This window comes from Arthrobacter sp. SLBN-112, assembly GCF_030944625.1.
Lineage (GTDB): Bacteria > Actinomycetota > Actinomycetes > Actinomycetales > Micrococcaceae > Arthrobacter.
In genome coordinates, this window is the sequence record NZ_JAUSXY010000001.1 from 564,103 (window position 1) to 583,645 (window position 19,543).

Here is a 19,543-nt window from a genome sequence, read left to right on the forward strand (position 1 = left end):
GCAAGCAGGAACGCATCATGAGCACACCCGCACACCCTTCCGTTTCCACGCCTTCCCGTCAGGCCTCCCGCCCCTTGGGCGTGGCCGCCATCGGCTACGCCTTCATGGGCAAGGCCCACTCCAACGCCTGGCGGAACGTGGCCAGCTTCTTCGACGTCCCGGCCTTCGAGCAAAAGGTCCTCGTGGGCCGGGACGCCGGCGCCGTGGCAGAGGCAGCCGCCAGGTACGGTTGGGCCGAGTCGGCTACGGACTGGCGCACCGTGATCACCCGGGATGACATCGACATCGTGGACATCTGCGCGCCGGGCTGGATGCATGCCGAGATCGCCATCGCAGCGCTGGAGGCAGGCAAGCACGTGCTGGTGGAGAAGCCGCTGGCCAACACGTTGGCCGAGGCCGAACTCATGACCGCAGCGGCCGCCAAGGCCCGCGCCCGGGGGGTGCAGTCGATGATCGGCTTCAATTACCGGCGCGTCCCGGCCCTGGCCCTGGCCAGGGAACTGATCGCCGAGGGCCGCCTTGGCACCGTCCGGCACGTCCGCGCAGCCTACCTCCAGGACTGGCTCGCCGACGCCCAGGCCCCCATGACCTGGCGCCTCCGCAAGGAAACCGCAGGCTCCGGCGCCCTCGGCGACATCGCCTCCCACGCCATCGACCAGATTCTCTTCCTCCTGGGCGACCAAGTCAGCGAGGTCAGCGGCCGGCTGCACACCTTCGTGGACCGCCGCCCCGGCACCGGCGGCACCGAGGAAGTAACGGTCGACGACGCCGCCTGGGCCACGCTGTCCCTCACCTCCGGGGCGGTAGCCTCAGTGGAGGTGTCCCGGGTGGCCACTGGACGGAAGAATTCCCTCCAGATCGAGGTGTACGGCGAGAAGGGAAGCCTCCTGTTCGACCTGGAAAACCTCAACGAACTCGGCTTCCTGGACGCCACCGCACCGGTCCGTGAACAGGGGTTCCGCCGCATCCTGGTCAACGAACCCGAACACCCCTACCTCGAAGCGTGGTGGCCGCAAGGCCACATCATCGGCTGGGAACACACCTTCACCCACCAGGTCCGGGACTTCCTTCTGGCCGTCGATAGCGGGTCCGCGCCGTCGCCGTCGTTCGAAGAAGGACTGAACGTCCAGTACGTCCTGGACGCCGTGGAGGAATCCGCAGCCAACAAAAGCACCCTCACCGTCGTGCGCCACTAGCGCCCTTATCTTCCAAGGAGCCCTGCATGCCCCGCCCGTTTACCCTGTTCACCGGCCAGTGGGCCGACCTGCCCTTCGAAGAAGTCGCGCGCCTGGCCTCCGGCTGGGGATATGACGGCCTGGAAATCGCCGTCTCCGGGGACCACCTGGACGCCTGGCGCTGGGACGAACCCGGCTACGTCGACTCCAAACTCGAAATCCTGGAGAAGTACAACCTCAAGGTCTGGGCCATCTCCAACCACCTCAAGGGCCAGGCCGTCTGCGATGACCCCATCGACTTCCGCCACCAGGCCATCGTCGGATCCAAGGTCTGGGGCGACGGCGACCCCGAAGGCGTCCGCACCCGCGCCGCCGAGGAAATGCAACACACCGCCCGCCTCGCCAAAGCCCTCGGCGTGGACACCGTCGTCGGCTTCACCGGCTCCGCCATCTGGCAATACGTCGCCATGTTCCCACCCGTCCCCGAACAAGTCATCGACGCCGGCTACCAGGACTTCGCGGACCGCTGGAACCCCATCCTGGACGTCTTCGACGAACAAGGCGTCCGCTTCGCCCACGAAGTCCACCCCTCAGAGATCGCCTACGACTACTGGACCACCGTCCGCACCCTCGAAGCGATCGGCCACCGCGAAGCGTTCGGCCTGAACTGGGACCCGTCCCACATGATGTGGCAGGGCATCGACCCCGTCTCCTTCATCTGGGACTTCAAAGACCGGATCTACCACGTGGACTGCAAAGACACCAAGATCCGCCAGACCGGACGCAACACCGTCCTGGGCTCCCACCTGCCCTGGGGCGACCCCCGCCGCGGCTGGGACTTCGTCTCCGCCGGACGCGGCGACGTCCCCTGGGAAGCCTCCTTCCGCGCCCTCGCGGCGATCGGCTACAACGGCCCCATCAGCATCGAATGGGAAGACGCCGGCATGGACCGCCTCCACGGCGCCCCCGAAGCCCTCGCCAACCTCAAAAAATACGACTTCCCCGCCTCCCAAACCAGCTTCGACGCCGCCTTCAGCAGCAACGACTGACGCCGCATGCAGGAAGGCAGAAGGCCCGGCGACGGTTCATGGCCACAATGAACCGCACGCTACAGGCCGGGCAACGCTCCTGCGTGTTCAGACGGAGTCCTCCCTCAGAACAACGTCATACGCCTCCACACGCCGGTCCGTTACAGTGGTAGGCGATTCCAAGTGGACCGCTCCGGAAGGCAGGATGCCCGCCCCGCCGTAGCGTTCCATGACCTGCCACTGCGCCACGACATCCTCGCCGGCATGCTCGGCAGGGAGACTGCTCCAGAAACGGAACCCGCCGGCGTCGTCCAAGGCCTCCCGGCGGTACAGTACGCAGCCGCCCAGCCAGGCCACATGGTACGGCACCCACTGGCCGGGCTGGAGCTGCAGTTCGGCGCTGAGATGGGTGACGTTGGCAGCACTGTGCAGGGGCCACCGCTCGAAGCCCGGGTCACCCGGACGGATCCGCTCGGGGGTTACCGGGCCATCCCAGACCTCGAAGGTGGATGCCTGTTCGGGCCTGCGGTCAGCGAGGAAGGACAGTCCCTGCGGCGCCATCCCCACAAAACCGCACCGCAGCTCGTCAAGGGCTTGGCTCAGCAGCTCCAGGGCACCCGGCTCCAGCCAGACGTCGTCGTCCAGGAAGAGGCACCGCTCCGCGGTGGACTGGTCCAGCAGGAACTGGCGGTGTTCCGCCAGCCCGCGCCGCGGCAGGTGCCGGAGCAGCCTGACGGGCCGGCCCTGCGCCTCCAGCACCCGCACCATCGCCGCGGCAGCCGGGTGTTCCCAGGCAGGCTGGCCGGCCGATTGGTCGCTGATGACGACAGCGAAGGCCTGTTCGGACTGGGCGGCAAGTCCGGCGAGGGAGACGGCCAGCTCGGCCGGCCGGTTGCAGGTGGGCACGAGGACGTCCACCGCCATCTTGTCCGGGCTTGGCTGGGGGCGTGCCCACTGTTCCGAAGATCTCCGGCCCATGGTCCACCTTCCTGGCGTGAGAATGGCTGGCACCGGCGGGCCACATCGAGGGTGCTGCTCACGCCGGCACATTGGGTTGCGCGTGTTCCGTACCCAGTCGGTTGCGATGTATTCACCCGCGGCGCAGGTGCACGGGGCGCGCCCGGGGGAACGATAAAGGCCCCCGCTTCCGCCGCCGGGAGGGCAGCGGAATCGGGGGCCAGCGGCTCACGGCGCCTTATCCGGCGTCGAAGCTCTCGTCGTCGTCATTGGGCGATTTCTCCTGCGGGAGGTCGTTTCCGCTGCCGTCCGGGAGGCCGGTGGCTTCCTGGCCGGATTCCGATGAAACCGGCGCCGACCCCTGGGAATCGTCATTCGACTCATCGATCTCGGCGGCGCTGGACGGGAGATCCATGTCGTGGGGGACGGGTTCCTTGCCCGACCCCTGCTGCGGCTCGTTGGTGTCTGCACCCGCGGACGACGTGCCGCCACCGGACTCCTGGCCCTGCGTGCCGGCCGCCTCCTGCTCGGCAGTGGGGGTGCCGTAGCCGCCCGGGGCCGTCTCGGGTTCAGCCTGCTGGTTTTCCTGCGTCATGCTTCCTCCTGTTGTGCCAACTGCGGGTAATTATCAGCAAACTTATCAAATATGGGTGCAAGTGCAACGGGCAGCCTTGTTTCTGGGTATGGGAGGAGTAGAAAGAAGACCTGGGCCTTGGCCCGCGAGGAAGGAGGGCCGGTGTCCGACGTAGAGGACTACACGGGCCGGACGGGACGCAATGAGACCCGCGAGGAACAGCTTGACCGCAACTGGGCGGAACTCCTGCAGGAGCTTCGCGTGCTCCAGACCGGGGTGCAGATCCTGGCCGGCTTCCTGCTGACGCTGCCGTTCCAGCAGCGCTTTGAAAAGTTGGACGGCTGGGAGGTGGGCCTCTACTTGGCCAATGTCGTGGTCGCCGCCCTGACCACCGCCTTCATCCTCCTCCCGGTCAGCGTGCACCGCAGGCTCTTCCGGAAGCGGCTGAAGGAAACACTGGTGTCCAGCGCGGACACCATCACCAAAATCGCCCTTGGCGGCATCGCCCTGCTCAGCGCCGGAACCGCCGCCCTCGTCTTCGACGTAGCAGCCGGCCGTTCGGCCGGAGTTACCGCAGGCGGAGCCTTGCTGGGAGTCATGGTGGTGCTGCTGGTGTTCGTTCCGCTCCGACTCAACAAACAGGCCTCGGGGAAGGCCTCCGCGCCCCTCCCCGGCAAGGAGTAGCAAATGCGCAAGTGGGCTAAAGAACACGGACTGCTGCTGGCCAACCTGGGTTGCTTCCTGGTGTTCTTCGTGGGAATGGTCCTCTCCGGGGCCGCGTCCTACAGCGAGGACCAGCAGGCCCATGGCCAGCCGGCCGCCTCAGTCCTGCAGTTCCTGGGCACCGGAGCCTTCGTGGAGGCCACCTTCGAGAACTGGGAATCGGAGTTCCTGCAAATGGCCATGTATGTGGTCCTGACCGTGTTCCTGTTCCAGAAGGGCTCCTCTGAGTCGAAGCCGATGGGGAGGAAGTCGCCCCAGGACGAAGACCCGGAGCACGCCACGATCAGCAAAGCGTCACCATGGCCGGTGCGGCGCGGCGGAGCCGTCCTCAAGCTGTACGAACACTCCCTGTCGATCCTGTTGTTCGGACTCTTCCTTGCCTCGTTCACACTGCATGCCGCCGGCGGCGTGGCCGATTACAACCAGGACCAGCAAAGCCACGGCCAGCCCGCCATCACCTTCCTGCAGTATCTGGGTACCAGCCGCTTCTGGTTTGAGTCCTTCCAGAACTGGCAAAGCGAGTTCCTGGCTGTCGGAGTCCTGGTGGGCGCGTCGGTCTATCTCCGCGAGAAGGGGTCCCCGGAGTCGAAGCCCGTCGCAGAACCGCATTACGAGACAGGGGCCTGACGCCCTGGTCCGGTCAGGCGCCCTCGAGTACCTGGCTTGTTGCCCAGGTGAGGTACTTGCCGGCGTTGGCGACGGCGTCGTCCGGGCCCGAGGCGACATCGAGCAACTGCGCCGCGGCAACCACGCCGTGGCCGGCGAGGTCTTCGAGGGTCACCAGGATCCGGCCGGCCACCACGATCACCGGAATCCCCCGCTCCCGGGCTGCATCCGCGAGCGCAATGGGCGCTTTGCCGGTCAGCGACTGCGAGTCCATGGACCCTTCACCGGTGATCACCAGGTCCGCGCTGTCCAGCTGGCCGGCCAGGCCGGTCAGGCCGGCCACCAGCGCGAAGCCGCCTTCCAGCGTGGCGTTGGTGAAGGCAAGGAACGACGCCGGGAAGCCACCGGCGGCGCCGGCGCCGGGGACGTTGACGTCCCGGCCCGTCACTTCCCGAAGGATTGACGCCCAGTTGCGCAGGCCGGCGTCGAGCAGTTCCGCGGCGTCCTGGTCCGCACCTTTCTGGGGGCCGAAGACGTGGGCGGCACCGGACGGGCCATAGAGCGGGTTGCGGACGTCCACGGCGATCCGGAAGGTGGTGGCGGCGAGTCTCGGGTCCAGCCCGGACGTGTCCAGCGAGACGACGTCGGCCAGGGAGCCGCCGCCGAGGGGCACCACATTGCCGGCAGCATCAAGGGGCTTCAATCCCAGGGCGCGGAGGGCGCCGCTCCCGCCGTCGGTCATTGCAGAACCGCCCAGGCCCAGCACGATCTCGGTTGCGCCTGCGTCCAGGGCGGCGGCGATGAGCTGGCCGCAGCCGTAGCTGTGGGCCCGCGCAGCGTTTGCCGGGGTCGGTTCCATGTCGGCCAGTCCGGACGCCTGTGCCGTCTCGATCACTGCCGTGACCTTGCCGCCAGCAGCTTTGTGGATGGCCCAGGCGGCGCCAACGGGGGCCAGGATCGGTCCCACCACGGCATTAAGCCGCTCTTCATACCCGGCCGCCACGGCGGCTTCCAAGGTCCCCTCCCCGCCGTCGGCGATGGGGAATTGGGTGGCCACGGCGTCCGGATACACGCGCAGTGCCCCTTCGGCGATGGCGGCGGCCGCTTCTGCCGCCGTGAGGGACCCCTTGAACTTGTCCGGAGCAATAAGAATGCGCATGCGCTCCATCTTGCCAGCTAGACCGAGGAAAGCGCTTGCCGCTCCCGTAATACGGACGCGCCGGCGCGGAGGCAGGGCTCTGGCGCCTACCCGTCCCGCCAGTCGTTGCCGGTGAGGTGGGAACCGGCCTGCGGGCCCATCTGCAGCATTCCGCCGTCCACCACCCAGGCCGCGCCGGTCACGTAGCTGGAGGCAGGCGAGGCGAGGAACGCAATGACGTCGGCGATCTCCCGCGCATGCCCGGGCCTGCCGAGCGGCACGCCGGGCCGCCTGATCGTCGTCGGATCCCGATCCTCCTGCCCCGTCATGGGCGTGGCGATCTCGCCGGGGGCCACCGTATTGGCCGTGATGCCGTACTGGCCCAGCTCCAAAGCCAACGTCTTCATCAAGCCGCCCAGGCCGTGCTTGGACGCGTCGTAGGCGGAGGAGCCAACGCGGGGCTGGAACTCATGGACGCTGGACACGGCAATCAGGCGGCCGCCGCTGCCGGCCTTGACCATTCGCCGGGCCGCTGCCTGCAGGCAGACGAAGGCGCCATTGAGGTTGGTGTCCAGGATCCGCATCCAGTCGTCAATCCCCATGTCAAGGAACTTGGTATTTGCCCCGGCGCCGGCATTGTTCACGAAGACGTCCAGGCCGCCCAGCTCCCCGGCGAGGTCGTCTATGACGCCGGCGGCGGCCCCGAGTTCCGTGGTGTCCAGGTGCCGGACCACAGCCTTTTGCCCGAGGCTTCGGATTTCCTCGGCAGTACCCTCCGCACCCGCCTTGTCCGTATGCCAGGTGACGCCAACATCCATCCCGGCGCGGGCGAGCGCCACCGCGGTGGCCTTGCCAATCCCGGAGTCGGAGGCAGTAACGATTGCAGCGGTGGGCGTGAAATTGCTGGTGTCCGGCATGGCGGGCCTTTCTTCGGGGTCAGGCGGAGCGGCAGGTCAGGCGGAGCGCCGTTAAGGCGGGACGGCGATCAAGCAGGCCGGCGGAGTTCGGGCTCGTAGGGCCCGTCGGCGGCGACCGAGCGCCCATGCGCTCCTTCCTCAAGGCCGGGCAGGGCATCCGGTACTGCCATCAACGGCACCGCGAACGTCACTACGGGCCGGCCGTCGTCGTCCGCGGACCTGACGGTCAGGCTTCTGGTGCCAGGGGGCACCGACGGGGTAAACACCTGCAGGTTGCGGGTACCGATGGTGGCCGAATCCTGCAAGGTGTACTCGGTTCCGAAGTGGTCCTGGAGCGTGAGCCGGGGCTCGGGGACACTGTCCGAGGGGAGGTGGATGTTGACCACGAGCCCGGATGCCCACACCTCCACGGACAGGATGGTGAATTCGGTGGCCGGGGTGACGTGCCGCCCATAGGTGGGGGGCAGCAACAGCCGGCGGAGCGCCCCGGACGGAATGAATTTACGGGTGCTGTTGCCTTTGTCCCCTGCCACAGCTGCTTCCTTTCCTGAGGCCCAATTGATAAGTCTACTTACCATGGAGCCTCCGTATCCGCTCCCTGTCAAGGACCCGAGCGGGTACCGTGTGGATGGCTTGCGGGGATGCGGGCAAGCCTGCGGCAACATGCGGAAAAAGCAGGGATTTGCTACCGCCGCGGACGGACCACAGCGTAGTATCCGGGCACCCGGTCCTGTCCGGGGACGCCCGACGCGGGGTTGGTTTCGATGGCAACGTGACCGTCCTCCAGGAGTTCCCAGTCCGACGTCGGGAAGGCCCGTTCGCGTTCTTCGGGGCCGAAGTGCCCGGGCATCGGCAGCCCGCGGATGGCCAGTTCCAGCGGCGCCGGAATGCCGCGGGCGGTGGCGCCCAGGTGGGTCACGTACTCCACCGGATTCCCATGGAAATTGGTTTCCGCCATGAAGACGGTGCCGCCGCTGCCGGCCAGGGTCCGCAGGTTTTCCACGAGCGCCTTTTGATGGGTGCGATCCAGGACGTGCAGGACTCCGCGGATGAAGACATTGGCACCATCAACGCCCGCGTGGATGGACTCGGCGAGGGCAGCGCCGGCACCTGATGCAGTCATATCGCGTGCTTCAAAAATGGGGTTGGCGCTTCCTTCGGACTGCCGCCGCGCCATGTCCACCGCGTGCGGCGAGACATCCACGCCAACAACCCGCGGGAAGACCCCGGCGAGCGCCCGGGTAAAGCTGCCGTGGCCACAACCGGCGTCCACCACGGGGCGGGCCGGGTCCAGGTACCGCAGCAGGTTGTCCTTGTAGCCGAGGAATTCGTGGTCACTGCCCGAATCCCACAGGACCTCACCGCCCGAGCCCGTGGCGGTGATGCCGGCCCAATACTGGTCCCACGCCTTGTGCCGGTCCTTCGGAGCGCTCCGCGACAACCTGACGAGCTTGGGGATCATCAGGTACTTCCGCCAGGCGGACGACGTTGGGTTAGTTCGGGATGACACGGCTCAAATATATGTTCCCGCCCCCGCAGGTGGCGCACCTTCCGCTACATTACGGCGCGCCCCGTCCATGCGGCGGGCCGTTGGGGTGCGGGAAGGCTGTAGTGGCCACTGACGCCGCGCATCCCCCTACAATGTACTCAACTGGGAGGAAGGGGGCACTGTGACGGCTGTGCCGAGTGACGCGCGCCCGCCCCGCACCGCCATCGTCGCCGATTCCGACGCCGGACGGCTGGCCCTCAACGCGCACGCCCTGCGGAGGGCCGGCTACACCGTCCTTGAAGCCGCCGACGCCGATGGGCTCGCCCGGCTGCTGGACGAATTCGAACCCTCCGTCATCATCGCGGACGCGCCCCTGTCAGCGGTCCGGACGACGGCCCCGGTCCTGGCGATGGTGGACCTGGACGACCCCGCGGATATCGCGGCAGCGGATCCTTCCGGCGTCCACGATTGCATTACCAAGCCGCCCGCACCACAGGAACTGGTCCACCGCGCGTCGGTCCTTATCGAGCAGGTATCCCGCCGCCGCGCCTCACGGCAGGAGGCCGAGGCCCTCCGCGAGCAGCTCCGTGAAGTCTCCGCGGCAGTACGTGCCACCAACAATCCACAGGAGATTGCCAACCACGTTGTAGCCGGATTCGGCCGGACCTTCAAGGCCGACTACGTTGTCCTGGCCACCTTCGAGGACCACCGGGTCCCGGTGATCACGGCCACCTGGCGCCGGCGCGGCCTGGTGGAGCTGCACCCCGATGAACTGCCCGGCGAGGATGAAGCCCGCGCCACGGCGGATGCGCTCTGGGCGGGCACGGAAACTATGTCTGCCGACGGAAGCGAGGCTGATGCGCATGCCCACGCGCCTGCCGTCGCCGGGGCCGCCTCCACCTTGGCGGTCCCCATTGGTGAAGGGAATTCGTCCCTGGGCATCATCTGGATCGCCATGATGGAGCGGCCCAGGACCTGGTCCAGCGCCGAACTGGGGCTGATCCAGCACGTGGCGGGCAACGCCGCGTACGGGCTCATCCAAAGCCACCTGATCAACAGCCAGCAGCAGGTGGTCAAGCAACTGCGCGAACTCGACAAGGCAAAAACAGACTTCCTGGCCACGGTAAACCACGAGCTGAGGACGCCGCTGACCTCGATCATGGCGTACCTGGACATGATCCAGGAAAGCACCGAGCACCCGGTGTCCAAGGAAGTCCACCAAATGCTGGACATCGTGGTCCGCAACACAGAACGGCTGCGCACGCTCATCGAGGATATGCTCAGCGTCTCGCGCGGCGGCCTGGATGACACCATGATGCACCTGGCACCGGTGCGCCTGGGGCAGACCCTTGACCTGGTGGCCGCGGCCCTGCGTCCGCTGGCCACCCTGCAGAACGTCACCATCGACGTCGACCCTGTTCCGGAGGATCCCGAGATCCTCGCCGACGAGGTGCAGCTGCAGCAGGTCTTCACCAACCTGGTGTCCAACGCCATCAAGTTCACCCCCAGCGGCGGACGGATCGAGGTGGGCAGCGAGTCCCACGCCGGTGCCGACGGATCAAAGTGGGCCACAGTCCGGATCGCCGATACCGGAATCGGCATTTCCAGCGACGAGATCAACCATGTGTTCACCCGCTTCTACCGGGCTTCCAACGCCATGAACGGGGCCATCCCGGGAACGGGCCTGGGCCTGGCCATCTCCAAGGACATTGTGGACCGCCACGGCGGCAGAATCGATGTGGCCTCCACCCTGGGCGCCGGCACCACCGTGACTGTCAGCCTCCCCGTTGGCACTGACCACGCCCAGGTCAACTAAGCGGGAAGGAGGACTGGCGATGTTTGCCGACGACGACCCCCGGCTTTCCCAGCTGCTCGAAGGCATTGTCCGGCTCGCTTCCGGCGACCTCAACTCCCGCATTGAGGTCTCCCCCGCCCGGGACGAACTCGATGCCATCATCATGGGCACCAACCTGCTGGCCGAGGACCTGCAGATCATCTACCAGGAACTCGAACAGCGGGTACAGGTCCGGACCCAGCTCCTGCACGAGGCCCACCTGGAAATGCAGAAGATGGCCATGCAGGACCCCCTGACGGGCCTGGCCAACCGGTCCGCACTCATTGAAGCCCTCCGGACCGCACTGCAGGCCGCCGGCGGAAGAGGTCCGGAACCAGCCGAGGAGAGCCCGGCCATCTTGCTGATGGACCTGGACGCGTTCAAATCCATCAATGACAGCCTTGGGCACACCGCCGGCGACCAGGTCCTGGTAACCGTGGGCGAACGGCTCCGATGGCGCGGTGCGCGTTTCCGACGTCGTTGCCCGCTTGGGCGGCGACGAATTCGCGATAGTGATGCCCTTGGCGTCGCCGGACCAGGCCGCCATCGTGGCGCACCGCATCCTGGCAGCGCTCAGCGAACCCATCGAAGTCCCCGGCCACAGCGTGCGGTGCGGTGCAAGCATCGGGCTCAGCGTCGGCAGCGAAGACCAAAGCCCCGAGGACATGCTGATGGAGGCGGACGTGGCCATGTACGCTTCCAAGGCTGAGGGCCAGAACAAGCTGCACCGCTTCGAACCCGCGCTGCTGCTGATGCGGCGGCTCCGCAGCCAGCTGGTGGATGACCTCAGGGCAGCCATTAAGGAAGACGCGCTGACCCTCTACTACCAGCCGGTGGTGGAGCTGGACACCGGACGGGTCGAGGGCATGGAGGCGCTGGTCCGCTGGAACCATCCCACCCGCGGCTTCATCATGCCGGACGAGTTCATCCCGCTGGCGGAGGAGGCGGGACTGATCTCCGAGCTGGGCCTCTGGGTGCTCCGGACCGCCGTATGGCAGCTGCGGAAATGGATCGACGCCTCGCTGGTGGACAGCGTCTTCTCCGTGCGGATCAACATCTCCGCCACCGACCTCCAAAGCCTGCAGTTCATCGAGGACGTCCGCAACGTTCTGAAGGAAACCGGCGTCCGGCCCGAGCAAGTGGTCCTGGAACTGACGGAAGTGGCCATCGTTAAGGGCAACGAGCTGGACCGGTACTCGCTGGGCGGCCTGCGCGGCCTGGGTGTGGGCATTGAAATTGACGACTTTGGCACCGGCTACTCGTCCATCAGCTACCTCCGCCGGCTGCCGGTGGACCGGGTCAAGGTTGACCGGTCGCTGATCACCGGCCTGGAGACCGATCCCAGCCAGCCCGCCCTGGTGGCAGCGGTCCTGCAACTGGTGCGGGCCTGCGGGCTGGAAGCTGTTTGGGAGGGCGTGGAAACCGCGGAGCAGGCGGAAATCCTGCGCGGCCTGGGCTGCCGAAGCGCCCAGGGCTACTACTTCGGCCGGCCGGTCCCGCCCGACCAGATCCCTGCTTTATTGAAAGAGCGGGCGGAAAGCGCTAATCAGTAGTGCGCAAAGTACTGCGCTTTCGTGGCCGCCGTTATACGATCAGCGTGCGGTGTCCGGTTTTTCGTCGCCGCGGAATTCAGGTCTCACAGCAGCACCGGACTCTAAAGGCGTTTTTGAAATTGAACATTAATGGGCCAAGGGGTCATTACTTCGTCAACTGGGGGCGTAGCTAATGTCGGTTCGTGTACAGGCATGGGGAATTATCGCCGCAGTACTGGCGGATGCGGATCCCGCGGGGGCCGCCGTGCGGCAGCGGCTGAGCGACAGCCTCGATGAGAATCCCGGCGTGCCCGAACGGGCCCTGCTGGAATATCTCCTGGAGGCCCGGAGCAGCGACGCCAATACAGCGGAAACGATTGAATCGGTCAGGGAGAGGCGCCTGGCGCCGCCCGCACTGCCGCCGAAGCTGGCCGAGCAGCTGGACGCCATCCGCAGCGCGTCCCGGATCAGCGCCCTGCTGGAAAACCACATGCTGATGACCGCGTTCCAGCCCATTTATGGGCTGGAAGGCAAAACCGTGGTGGGCGCCGAGGCGCTCTCGCGTTTCGTCAGCGACGACGGCGCCACCGCTGAACTGTGGTTCGCCGAGGCGGAGGCAGTGGGCCTGGGCGCAAACCTTGAGTTCTCCGCCCTTGGCTCGGCCGCAGCGGCTGCCAGTAACCTGCCAGGTTCCCTCTACGTGTCGCTCAACATCTCCCCGACGTCCTGCATGGACCCCCGGCTGCCGGAGCTGTTCGAACACATCGAGCTCCCCATGGACCGGGTGGTGCTCGAACTGACGGAAGACATTCCGGAAGAGGAGTACCTCCAGTTCATTTCGGCAATCAATCCGCTGCGGGAGAAGGGCCTCCGGATCGCCGTGGACGACACCCACACCGGAGCCGGCGCACTGAGCCGCATGATCCACCTTCGGCCCGACTTCCTCAAGGTGGGCCGCAACGTGATCGGCGACGTCGACAAGGACGGCGTCCAGCGCGCCCTGGCTGCCTGCCTGGTGGACTTCACGGACCAGATCGGCATCACCCTGGTGGCCGAGGGCATTGAGACTGTGGGCGAACTCAAGGTCCTCACGGAACTGGGCATCAGCGCCGGACAGGGTTACCTGCTGGGCCGGCCCTCCGTGCGGCCCGAGGACTGGGCCAACTGGAACACACGCCTGGACGTGGACGGCCTGGAGCGCCACCTGGCCAGTCCCGGCGAGTAGCCCGCGCGCAGCCTAGCTGCCCTGCGCCTGCGGCCACTGGCCGCGCGCAATCAGCACATCGCGCAGCAGGTCCGCCCGGTCCGTGACGATGCCGTCCACCCCCAACTGGAGGAGGCGGCGCATCTCAGTGGCCTCGTTGATGGTCCAGACATGCACCACCAGGCCAAGGTCGTGGGCGCGCCGGATGAAGCCCGCAGTTACAACCGGGACCCGTCCATAGCGCACGGGAACCTGCAATGCCTGGACGTCGCGAAGTGCCCGGCGCATGATCCGGCGGAACACCCGCCGCGGAACGACCGGTCCCAGGAGCGTGAAGAGGGCATTCGAGGCCACGCCGGCCGAAGAGGCCACGGGCCGGCTGAGCAGCTTCAGCACAGCCCGTCGTCGCCGGTCTGAGAAACTGGCGACCAGCACCCGGTGGTGCACCTGGTGCCGTTCGATCGCGGCGGCGGTGCTGTGGACCGAACTCCAGTCCTTGATATCGAGGTTCAGCCTGGCCTCAGGAAGCCGGGTGACCAATTCGTCGAACGTTGGGATGGGTTCACGGCCGTTGATCCGGGCCTTTGCCACCTCCGCCGCCGAAAGGTCCTGGACCCGGCCCCTGCCGTCGGTCACCCGGTCCAGGGTTTCATCGTGGAACAGCAGCAGCACGCCGTCTGCCGTGGTGTGCACGTCCGTTTCGAGGTACCGGAAGCCCAGTTCGACGCCGGCGCGGAACGCCGCCATGGAGTTTTCCAGTCCGTCCATTGAGAAGCCCCGGTGGGCCATGGCGATGGGAAGCTGCCGCCCGGCGTCGCCAGGGTGCTCGAAAAAGGGCAGGGTCACACTGCGAGCGTACCCGAGGCCCGCAGCGTTAGTCCTGGCAGCCGGTTTCGCCGCAGGGAAGGATGTCCACGCCGTCACCGCAGTGCAGCAGGATGCGTCCGCGGCCGCCGTCAAGGTGGACCCACACCGCAGTGTGGTCCGCGGTAATGGTGTCCACTACCCCGCTTGCCTGAAAGCCGGGAGAAAGCAGGACGCGGACCCTGTCGCCCTGGCGCAACTGCATCCAGTGCGGATCAGGCGTTGCCTTCCGCAGCGGCGCGTCTGCTGCGCGCTGTTTGACGCTTCGTGCCATCGGAACCCCCTGTGAGCCGGCCGGGGAGGGACCTGCCCTCCACCGTTGACGCTACCGGGGAAAGGTAAACGCCAGGTGAGCGCCAGCTGGAAGTACGGGGCGGAACTCAGGAAAACTGTACCCCCCGGGCAGCGAGCCTGGCTTCCAGGACCTGGGCCACGCCGTCGTCGTCGAAATGCGGGGCCTGCTGGCCCGCCGCCTTGATCGCCTCGGGGTGGCCGCTGGCCATCGCGTAGCCGTGGCCTGCCCAGCGGAGCATTTCGATGTCGTTGGGCATGTCGCCGAAGGCCACTACGTCGGCGGCGTCGATGCCCAGTGCGGCAGCGTACTCGGCCAGGGTGACGGCCTTGTTGACGCCTGGGAGGGACAGTTCCAGCATGGCGACGCCGGGCGAGGAGTGGGTGGCGGCGGCCAGGTGTCCGACGGCGGGCGCCACCTCCGCGAGGAAGTCGTCCGGCGTGCCTTCCCGGACAATGGCGAGGAATTTGACCACGGCGTCGTCCCCGGTGAGCGTTTCGTGGAGCGGCGCAGGAGTGAAGTCGGCGAGGAGTTCGCTGGATTCGTTTTCGATGAAGCCGGGTTCGAGGTGGAACCCGGTGAGTGTTTCCGCCGCGAACAGCGCCGCGGGACGGAGTTCCTTGATGATGCGGCGGATTTCCAGGACGGTACCGATGGCCAGGGCACGGGCGGACACCAGGCGGTCCGCTTCGAGATCCCAGACGACAGCGCCGTTGGAACAGATCACCCGTCCGGTGTGGCCAAGCTGCTCCTCAAGCGGGTGCAGCCAGCGCGGCGGGCGTCCGGTGACGAAGACCAGTTCGACGCCGGCATCCCGGCAGGCGTGGAAGGCGCGGATGGTGCGGGGGCTGATCTTTCCGTCGTGCCCAAGGATTGTTCCGTCAATATCGCTTGCAACCAACCGCATCCTGCAAGTCTACGTGGGCGGTTCGCGCGAACACGACGCTGGTCTCGTTCGCCGCTTGTCCGGTTCGGAAGCGAGTACCGGGTACGGAAGGTCATGGTCCGGTCCCGCCGAGTCAGGTATCCGGTACTCGTTCATTTGCTGCGGGTCTTTCGTAGGCTCCGGTCACAGGGCGCGGCGCTCCGTGCCCCGCGACAGGGCCAAATCAGAAAGGGACTTGAGCTCCGATGAACGCAAGAGCGCTAAGAGTGGCGGCCACAGCTTTGGACGTTGATACTACCTTCCCGACCTTGATCGAATCTTGCGGCCATTAGCCAAAGTTTTTCGTTCGGAGCGTCATATTCCCGTTCCGGGGGCGATTACGTAGGTATGGACCCGACGTCCAGGAGCATTTTCACGGTTTTCACTTTGGAGGACTTCATGTCGTTCTTTACCGCATTGGCGACCAGCAAAATCGCGGCCGGAATCCTGGCCGGAGGAACCATCGCCGTCGGAGGTACGGCTGCGGCAGCATACACCGGGACCCTTCCCGCGTCGCTGCAGCAAAGCAGCCATGAGCTGATCGGCGCCCCGGCGCCGGCCGCCGGTCCCGCGGCGGAAGAGCAGAAGCCCGAGACAGCCACGCACGGGAAAACATCAAATCCCGCCGATCCGCCGGCACCCCCGGCCGAGAGGCCATCAGCCGGCCCGGACGCGACCGGCCCGGCGGCTTTCGGACTTTGCACCGCGTTCAGCAGCGGCGGCTTGGATCCGGCCTCAACCGCCTACCAGTCGCTGTCAGCCGCAGCGAACGGCAGTACCGGCATCGCCGCGTACTGTGCATCCGTTCCAGCGCCCGGCCAATCAGGCGAGCACCGGCAGGACGATCCGGGCGACCCAGGAACGTCGGCGAAACCGGGCAACGGAACGCCACCGGCCCAGGCCGGGAAGGGCTTGTCCCACAAGCCCGCCACGGCAGGGAAATCCTAAACCAGGGCTCGGCGGGATGTTCGGGGGCCGGGATGGATCTGCTCACTGATGAGCTGCTGGCATCGGGTCATGACGATTTCGCGTCGTTGTTCACCACCGTCTACCGGGCCTTCTCCCCGGCCGTGGCCGGCTATCTCCGGGCCGGCGGCGTGGAGGACCCGGAGGGCGTGACCCATGACGTGTTCCTGGCGTTGTTCCCGAAATTGAAGTCAGTCCATGGCGGAGTGAAAGGCCTGCGGGTGCTGATTTTCTCCATTGCTCACGCCCGCCTCGTTGATCACCACCGGCATCGCGGCAGAACAGCCGCTCCCGTGCAATACGACCCCGGCAGAGACACCCGTTTGAGCGCATCGGCCGAGGACATGGTCCTGGACTCCACCGCAGAAGCCCACGCCATGGCGATGCTTGAGGGTCTGAGCGAGGATCACCGTGAAGTTCTCCGGCTGCGGATCATTGCCGAACTGTCGGTGACCGAAGCCGCGGTCATCATGCACAAATCGCCAGGGGCCGTCACGCAACTCCAGCACAGGGCGCTGGGCAGCCTCCGAAAGCAGCTCAAGGTAAAGGAAGAGGCCCCGAGATGACCGCCAGGCATGCCCTTCACGACGAGCAGATCATCAATCAACTGCTCCTGGAAACGGGCAGCGAAGAAGCAGAAGACCTCAAAGCGGCACTGCTTGAACTGCGCTGCTTCCGTCACGGGCCGGCCGTGCTTCCCTCCCCGGAGCTCGCCGCGTTGATGACCGCCGGGCCGCTCAGCCTGAAGGCTTACCAGCGACGCAAGCACCGCCGCACCGCCCTCACGGCACTGGCCATAGCGGCATCAATGGGCATTGGCACAGCAGCCGTGGCCGCAACCGACCCCCGCTTCCGCGAAAAAGCACAGCAGGCCATCACCAGCGTGGTCGAAGTGGTCACACACGGCCAGTCCGTACTGCCCGCACCGGAACCGGCCCGCAGCCCCGGCTCCCCGCCGACCCCCGCCCACGTCCCCCACCTGCCGGCACCTGCACAGGGCACACCGGGAAACCCGGCGGCCCCCGGCGGACCACCGGCCAACCCGCCGGCCACGGGGGCCGGAAAAGAACAGGGATCTCCCCCGCACCCGAACAACCCGAATCGCCCGGCAGCTCCGTCCGCGCCATCCGGCCGAGACTAAACCAAACACCCTGACAGTCGTCGCCGCTGGCCACGGCTGATGAACCACACGTACATCCACTCCGACGTGGGGTAGAGAGGGAGTTCCGCCATGGAAAGCCAGCCCGAATATGAATACAAGACTGTCCCGGTGGACAGCCGCCCCCGGAAACAGATCAGGGAGCTGAAGAAACTGGCCAAAGAAGGCTGGGAGGTCATATCTGTCCGCCCCGGAACATTCTTCTCGGACCTCAGCAGCACCTCCGACGCACTGCTCAGACGCGCCCGCCGCTGAAGGGGCAGAAGGAGCGCCGGCCATTCCCGGTGCTGAAGGCCGCCTGATGCTTGGGGTCCGTCCCCGCCGCCGGATTGCCGGCCGGCGGCGGGAACCACCGGGTTGCTAGACGCGAGACCTGCCCCGCACAAAGTGGAAGATAAGGACTACCACGGCAACAACCAAAAGGATGTGAATGAGCCCGCCGCCGATATTGGCGAGCAGTCCGAGAAGCCAGAGAACTGCGATGATAATAGCGATCCAAAGCAACATGATTGTCTCCTTGATTGTTTTCGATGAGCTGCTGATTCTGCACCCGGCGCCCCATGGCAAGCAGGAATTACGTATCAACCTCTCCTTCCAAAATCCCCATGCTGGATACATACCCATCAGTGCAGCCTGCAAATCAGGGCTGGCACCGCCGATGAAATCCATGGCGGCTGTGGGTACTTTGCTCCGGTGGATGAAGACCCCGCGCGACGATTTTTGACGCTCCGCGACGCCGCATTGCGCGTTCGCGTCGCCGGGTGAACCACTGCGACACGAACGATTGTGGCCCCGCTGGGAGCTCCGTAACCTCGTCTCAGCATCCGCCCCAGCAAAGGAATCCCCATGACCAACCCGCAGGACAAGAGTCCGCAAAACCCGCAGAACTCCACGCGCATCGTGGCTGGCCAGTCAGCCAGGCCCAAGCGTTCCCTGGGCCTCAAGATCGGTATCGCCGCCGCACTCCTGGCCCTCGTTGGCGGTGGCGCCGCCGTCGCCTCCGCTCTCAACAGTGGCACCCCGGCCGCAACCCTGGAGAGGGCCCCGTCCGGCAATCCGGCAGCCGAGCTGAAGCTGGGCTACTTCGGAAACGTTACGCACGCCCCGGCCCTGGTGGGCGTCAGCAAAGGCTTTATCGCCGACGAACTGGGCAGCACCAAGCTCAGCACCCAGGTCTTCAATGCCGGTCCGGCCGCCATCGAAGGCCTGAACGCAGGCGCCATCGATGCCACGTACATCGGCCCCAACCCGGCCATCAACTCGTTCGTCAAGAGCCAGGGCCAGTCGGTCAGCATCATCGCCGGAGCTGCCGCAGGCGGGGCGCAGCTTGTGGTCAAGCCCGGGATCAACTCCGCCGCAGACCTCAAGGGCAAGACCCTCGCGTCGCCCCAGTTGGGCGGCACCCAGGACGTCGCCCTCCGCGCCTGGCTCTCATCCCAGGGCTACAAAACCAACGTGGACGGCAGCGGCGACGTCGCCATCAACCCCACCGAGAACGCCCAGACGCTCAAGCTGTTCCAGGACGGAAAGCTTGACGGTGCGTGGCTGCCTGAGCCCTGGGCCTCCCGCCTGGTGCTGGACGCCGGCGCGAAGGTGCTGGTGGATGAAAAGGATCTGTGGGACGGCTCGCTCTCCGGCAAGCCGGGCGAGTTCCCCACCACCATCCTGATCGTCAACCAGAAATACGCGGCCGACCACCCGGACACCGTCAAGGCCCTGCTCAAGGGCCACGTGAGGTCGGTTGAATGGCTGAACAATGCCTCTGCCGGTGACAAGGCTGCGGTGATCAATGCCGCCCTGAAAGAAGCAGCGGGCGCCGAGCTGAAAGCGGACGTCATTGACCGGTCCCTGAAGAACATCGTGTTCACCGTGGACCCGCTGGCAGGGACCTACCAGAAGCTCCTTGCCGACGGCGTGACTGCCGGCACCACCAAGCAGGCCGACATCAACGGCATCTTCGACCTGCGGGCGCTCAACAGCGTGTCCGGCGGGAAGACCTCGGCGGCGGGGCTTGGCAAGGAGTAACCCGCACCATCGATTGCTCCGCAGGTGTCATTTTGTGCCCCCGGAACGACAGCTGCGGAGCAACCGTTTTAAGCCAGGCGCCTCGACCAGATCGTGAGTTGAGTATCGGCTTTGCAGATATCTGATATCGAAAAC

Annotated in this window: 22 protein-coding genes and 1 pseudogene; 13 read left to right on the forward strand and 10 right to left on the reverse strand. The window is 66.4% G+C overall.

The genetic code is table 11. The features are described 5' to 3' along the window. Positions 1 to 17: 17 nt before the first annotated feature. Entirely contained in the window at positions 18 to 1,196 is a 1,179-nt protein-coding gene (locus QF050_RS02695) for a Gfo/Idh/MocA family oxidoreductase (RefSeq protein WP_308929035.1), read from the forward strand. A 26-nt stretch (positions 1,197 to 1,222) separates the two neighbouring features. Further along, entirely contained in the window at positions 1,223 to 2,224 is a 1,002-nt protein-coding gene (locus tag QF050_RS02700) for a sugar phosphate isomerase/epimerase (protein WP_308929036.1), read from the forward strand. Positions 2,225 to 2,311: 87 nt separating this feature from the next. Here QF050_RS02700 and QF050_RS02705 read toward each other — a convergent pair whose 3' ends face one another. Further along, complete coding sequence (locus QF050_RS02705; RefSeq protein ID WP_308929037.1) at positions 2,312 to 3,181, reverse strand: glycosyltransferase family A protein; 870 nt, start codon at positions 3,179 to 3,181, stop codon at positions 2,312 to 2,314. Between the two features lie 217 nt (positions 3,182 to 3,398). Further along, on the reverse strand, positions 3,399 to 3,755 hold the full coding sequence (locus QF050_RS02710) for a hypothetical protein (RefSeq protein WP_308929038.1): 357 nt from the start codon (positions 3,753 to 3,755) through the stop codon (positions 3,399 to 3,401). 141 nt (positions 3,756 to 3,896) lie between these two features. Between QF050_RS02710 and QF050_RS02715 the strand changes: the two genes are divergently transcribed. Both QF050_RS02715 and QF050_RS02720 read left to right on the forward strand, forming a co-directional pair. Continuing rightward, on the forward strand, positions 3,897 to 4,418 hold the full coding sequence (locus QF050_RS02715; RefSeq protein ID WP_308929039.1) for a DUF6328 family protein: 522 nt from the start codon (positions 3,897 to 3,899) through the stop codon (positions 4,416 to 4,418). A 3-nt stretch (positions 4,419 to 4,421) separates the two neighbouring features. Further along, positions 4,422 to 5,084, forward strand: coding sequence for a DUF6766 family protein (locus tag QF050_RS02720; protein WP_308929040.1), 663 nt, complete (start codon positions 4,422 to 4,424; stop codon positions 5,082 to 5,084). Between the two features lie 13 nt (positions 5,085 to 5,097). Here QF050_RS02720 and QF050_RS02725 read toward each other — a convergent pair whose 3' ends face one another. The 4 genes from QF050_RS02725 to QF050_RS02740 form a co-directional block, all read right to left on the reverse strand. After that, entirely contained in the window at positions 5,098 to 6,222 is a 1,125-nt protein-coding gene (locus tag QF050_RS02725) for a glycerate kinase (protein ID WP_308929041.1), read from the reverse strand. Positions 6,223 to 6,308: 86 nt separating this feature from the next. After that, positions 6,309 to 7,118 carry an SDR family oxidoreductase gene (locus QF050_RS02730; RefSeq protein ID WP_308929042.1) on the reverse strand — a complete coding sequence of 270 codons (810 nt, stop codon included), beginning with the start codon at positions 7,116 to 7,118 and terminating at the stop codon, positions 6,309 to 6,311. A gap of 68 nt (positions 7,119 to 7,186) precedes the next feature. Continuing rightward, complete coding sequence (locus QF050_RS02735) at positions 7,187 to 7,651, reverse strand: hypothetical protein (protein ID WP_308929043.1); 465 nt, start codon at positions 7,649 to 7,651, stop codon at positions 7,187 to 7,189. 152 nt (positions 7,652 to 7,803) lie between these two features. Continuing rightward, positions 7,804 to 8,580 (reverse strand): class I SAM-dependent methyltransferase, encoded by a 777-nt coding sequence (locus QF050_RS02740; protein WP_308932083.1) that lies wholly within the window; start codon positions 8,578 to 8,580, stop codon positions 7,804 to 7,806. A gap of 208 nt (positions 8,581 to 8,788) precedes the next feature. Between QF050_RS02740 and QF050_RS02745 the strand changes: the two genes are divergently transcribed. The 3 genes and pseudogenes from QF050_RS02745 (at position 8,789) to QF050_RS02755 (ending at position 13,198) form a co-directional block, all read left to right on the forward strand. Further along, positions 8,789 to 10,423 (forward strand): ATP-binding protein, encoded by a 1,635-nt coding sequence (locus QF050_RS02745; RefSeq protein WP_308929044.1) that lies wholly within the window; start codon positions 8,789 to 8,791, stop codon positions 10,421 to 10,423. A gap of 19 nt (positions 10,424 to 10,442) precedes the next feature. After that, positions 10,443 to 11,994: pseudogene (locus QF050_RS02750) on the forward strand (putative bifunctional diguanylate cyclase/phosphodiesterase). Positions 11,995 to 12,166: 172 nt separating this feature from the next. Continuing rightward, positions 12,167 to 13,198: an EAL domain-containing protein gene (locus QF050_RS02755; RefSeq protein WP_308929045.1), complete on the forward strand. Its 1,032-nt coding sequence runs from the start codon at positions 12,167 to 12,169 to the stop codon at positions 13,196 to 13,198. 12 nt (positions 13,199 to 13,210) lie between these two features. Here QF050_RS02755 and QF050_RS02760 read toward each other — a convergent pair whose 3' ends face one another. The 3 genes from QF050_RS02760 to QF050_RS02770 form a co-directional block, all read right to left on the reverse strand. Then, complete coding sequence (locus tag QF050_RS02760) at positions 13,211 to 14,023, reverse strand: glycerophosphodiester phosphodiesterase (protein ID WP_308929046.1); 813 nt, start codon at positions 14,021 to 14,023, stop codon at positions 13,211 to 13,213. 28 nt (positions 14,024 to 14,051) lie between these two features. Then, a complete protein-coding gene (locus QF050_RS02765) occupies positions 14,052 to 14,315 on the reverse strand; it encodes a hypothetical protein (protein ID WP_308929047.1) in 264 nt (87 codons plus the stop codon). A 106-nt stretch (positions 14,316 to 14,421) separates the two neighbouring features. Then, positions 14,422 to 15,240, reverse strand: coding sequence for an HAD family hydrolase (locus QF050_RS02770; RefSeq protein WP_308929048.1), 819 nt, complete (start codon positions 15,238 to 15,240; stop codon positions 14,422 to 14,424). A gap of 417 nt (positions 15,241 to 15,657) precedes the next feature. Between QF050_RS02770 and QF050_RS02775 the strand changes: the two genes are divergently transcribed. From QF050_RS02775 to QF050_RS02790, 4 genes are all read left to right on the forward strand, one after another. Next, complete coding sequence (locus QF050_RS02775) at positions 15,658 to 16,206, forward strand: protein tyrosine phosphatase (RefSeq protein WP_308929049.1); 549 nt, start codon at positions 15,658 to 15,660, stop codon at positions 16,204 to 16,206. A gap of 32 nt (positions 16,207 to 16,238) precedes the next feature. After that, positions 16,239 to 16,790, forward strand: coding sequence for an RNA polymerase sigma factor (locus QF050_RS02780; protein ID WP_308929050.1), 552 nt, complete (start codon positions 16,239 to 16,241; stop codon positions 16,788 to 16,790). After that, the gene (locus QF050_RS02785; RefSeq protein WP_308929051.1) at positions 16,787 to 17,365 is read left to right on the forward strand and encodes a hypothetical protein; all 579 of its coding nucleotides are present in this window, start codon (positions 16,787 to 16,789) and stop codon (positions 17,363 to 17,365) included. The genes QF050_RS02780 and QF050_RS02785 overlap by 4 nt, the downstream gene beginning before the upstream one ends. Before the next feature lie 90 nt (positions 17,366 to 17,455). Next, the gene (locus QF050_RS02790; RefSeq protein ID WP_308929052.1) at positions 17,456 to 17,638 is read left to right on the forward strand and encodes a DUF4177 domain-containing protein; all 183 of its coding nucleotides are present in this window, start codon (positions 17,456 to 17,458) and stop codon (positions 17,636 to 17,638) included. 105 nt (positions 17,639 to 17,743) lie between these two features. On the opposite strand, the gene QF050_RS02795 is transcribed toward QF050_RS02790, so the two are convergent. Then, positions 17,744 to 17,878 (reverse strand): lmo0937 family membrane protein, encoded by a 135-nt coding sequence (locus QF050_RS02795; protein WP_308932084.1) that lies wholly within the window; start codon positions 17,876 to 17,878, stop codon positions 17,744 to 17,746. Here QF050_RS02795 and QF050_RS02800 point away from each other — a divergent pair. Beyond that, a complete protein-coding gene (locus QF050_RS02800) occupies positions 17,814 to 18,107 on the forward strand; it encodes a hypothetical protein (protein WP_308932227.1) in 294 nt (97 codons plus the stop codon). The genes QF050_RS02795 and QF050_RS02800 overlap by 65 nt on opposite strands. A gap of 122 nt (positions 18,108 to 18,229) precedes the next feature. After that, positions 18,230 to 19,408, forward strand: coding sequence for an ABC transporter substrate-binding protein (locus tag QF050_RS02805; RefSeq protein ID WP_308929053.1), 1,179 nt, complete (start codon positions 18,230 to 18,232; stop codon positions 19,406 to 19,408). Positions 19,409 to 19,543: the final 135 nt, after the last annotated feature.

Bases quoted from the DNA above. Each gene is read 5' to 3' on its own strand.
- QF050_RS02695 (WP_308929035.1), top strand. From the start codon at position 18: ATGAGCACACCCGCACACCCTTCCGTTTCCACGCCTTCCCGTCAGGCC.
- QF050_RS02700 (WP_308929036.1), top strand. From the start codon at position 1,223: ATGCCCCGCCCGTTTACCCTGTTCACCGGCCAGTGGGCCGACCTGCCC.
- QF050_RS02705 (WP_308929037.1), bottom strand. From the start codon at position 3,181: ATGGGCCGGAGATCTTCGGAACAGTGGGCACGCCCCCAGCCAAGCCCG.
- QF050_RS02710 (WP_308929038.1), bottom strand. From the start codon at position 3,755: ATGACGCAGGAAAACCAGCAGGCTGAACCCGAGACGGCCCCGGGCGGC.
- QF050_RS02720 (WP_308929040.1), top strand. From the start codon at position 4,422: ATGCGCAAGTGGGCTAAAGAACACGGACTGCTGCTGGCCAACCTGGGT.
- QF050_RS02725 (WP_308929041.1), bottom strand. From the start codon at position 6,222: ATGCGCATTCTTATTGCTCCGGACAAGTTCAAGGGGTCCCTCACGGCG.
- QF050_RS02730 (WP_308929042.1), bottom strand. From the start codon at position 7,118: ATGCCGGACACCAGCAATTTCACGCCCACCGCTGCAATCGTTACTGCC.
- QF050_RS02740 (WP_308932083.1), bottom strand. From the start codon at position 8,580: ATGATCCCCAAGCTCGTCAGGTTGTCGCGGAGCGCTCCGAAGGACCGG.
- QF050_RS02755 (WP_308929045.1), top strand. From the start codon at position 12,167: ATGTCGGTTCGTGTACAGGCATGGGGAATTATCGCCGCAGTACTGGCG.
- QF050_RS02765 (WP_308929047.1), bottom strand. From the start codon at position 14,315: ATGGCACGAAGCGTCAAACAGCGCGCAGCAGACGCGCCGCTGCGGAAG.
- QF050_RS02770 (WP_308929048.1), bottom strand. From the start codon at position 15,240: ATGCGGTTGGTTGCAAGCGATATTGACGGAACAATCCTTGGGCACGAC.
- QF050_RS02775 (WP_308929049.1), top strand. From the start codon at position 15,658: ATGTCGTTCTTTACCGCATTGGCGACCAGCAAAATCGCGGCCGGAATC.
- QF050_RS02780 (WP_308929050.1), top strand. From the start codon at position 16,239: ATGGATCTGCTCACTGATGAGCTGCTGGCATCGGGTCATGACGATTTC.
- QF050_RS02785 (WP_308929051.1), top strand. From the start codon at position 16,787: ATGACCGCCAGGCATGCCCTTCACGACGAGCAGATCATCAATCAACTG.
- QF050_RS02790 (WP_308929052.1), top strand. From the start codon at position 17,456: ATGGAAAGCCAGCCCGAATATGAATACAAGACTGTCCCGGTGGACAGC.
- QF050_RS02800 (WP_308932227.1), top strand. From the start codon at position 17,814: ATGAGCCCGCCGCCGATATTGGCGAGCAGTCCGAGAAGCCAGAGAACT.
- QF050_RS02805 (WP_308929053.1), top strand. From the start codon at position 18,230: ATGACCAACCCGCAGGACAAGAGTCCGCAAAACCCGCAGAACTCCACG.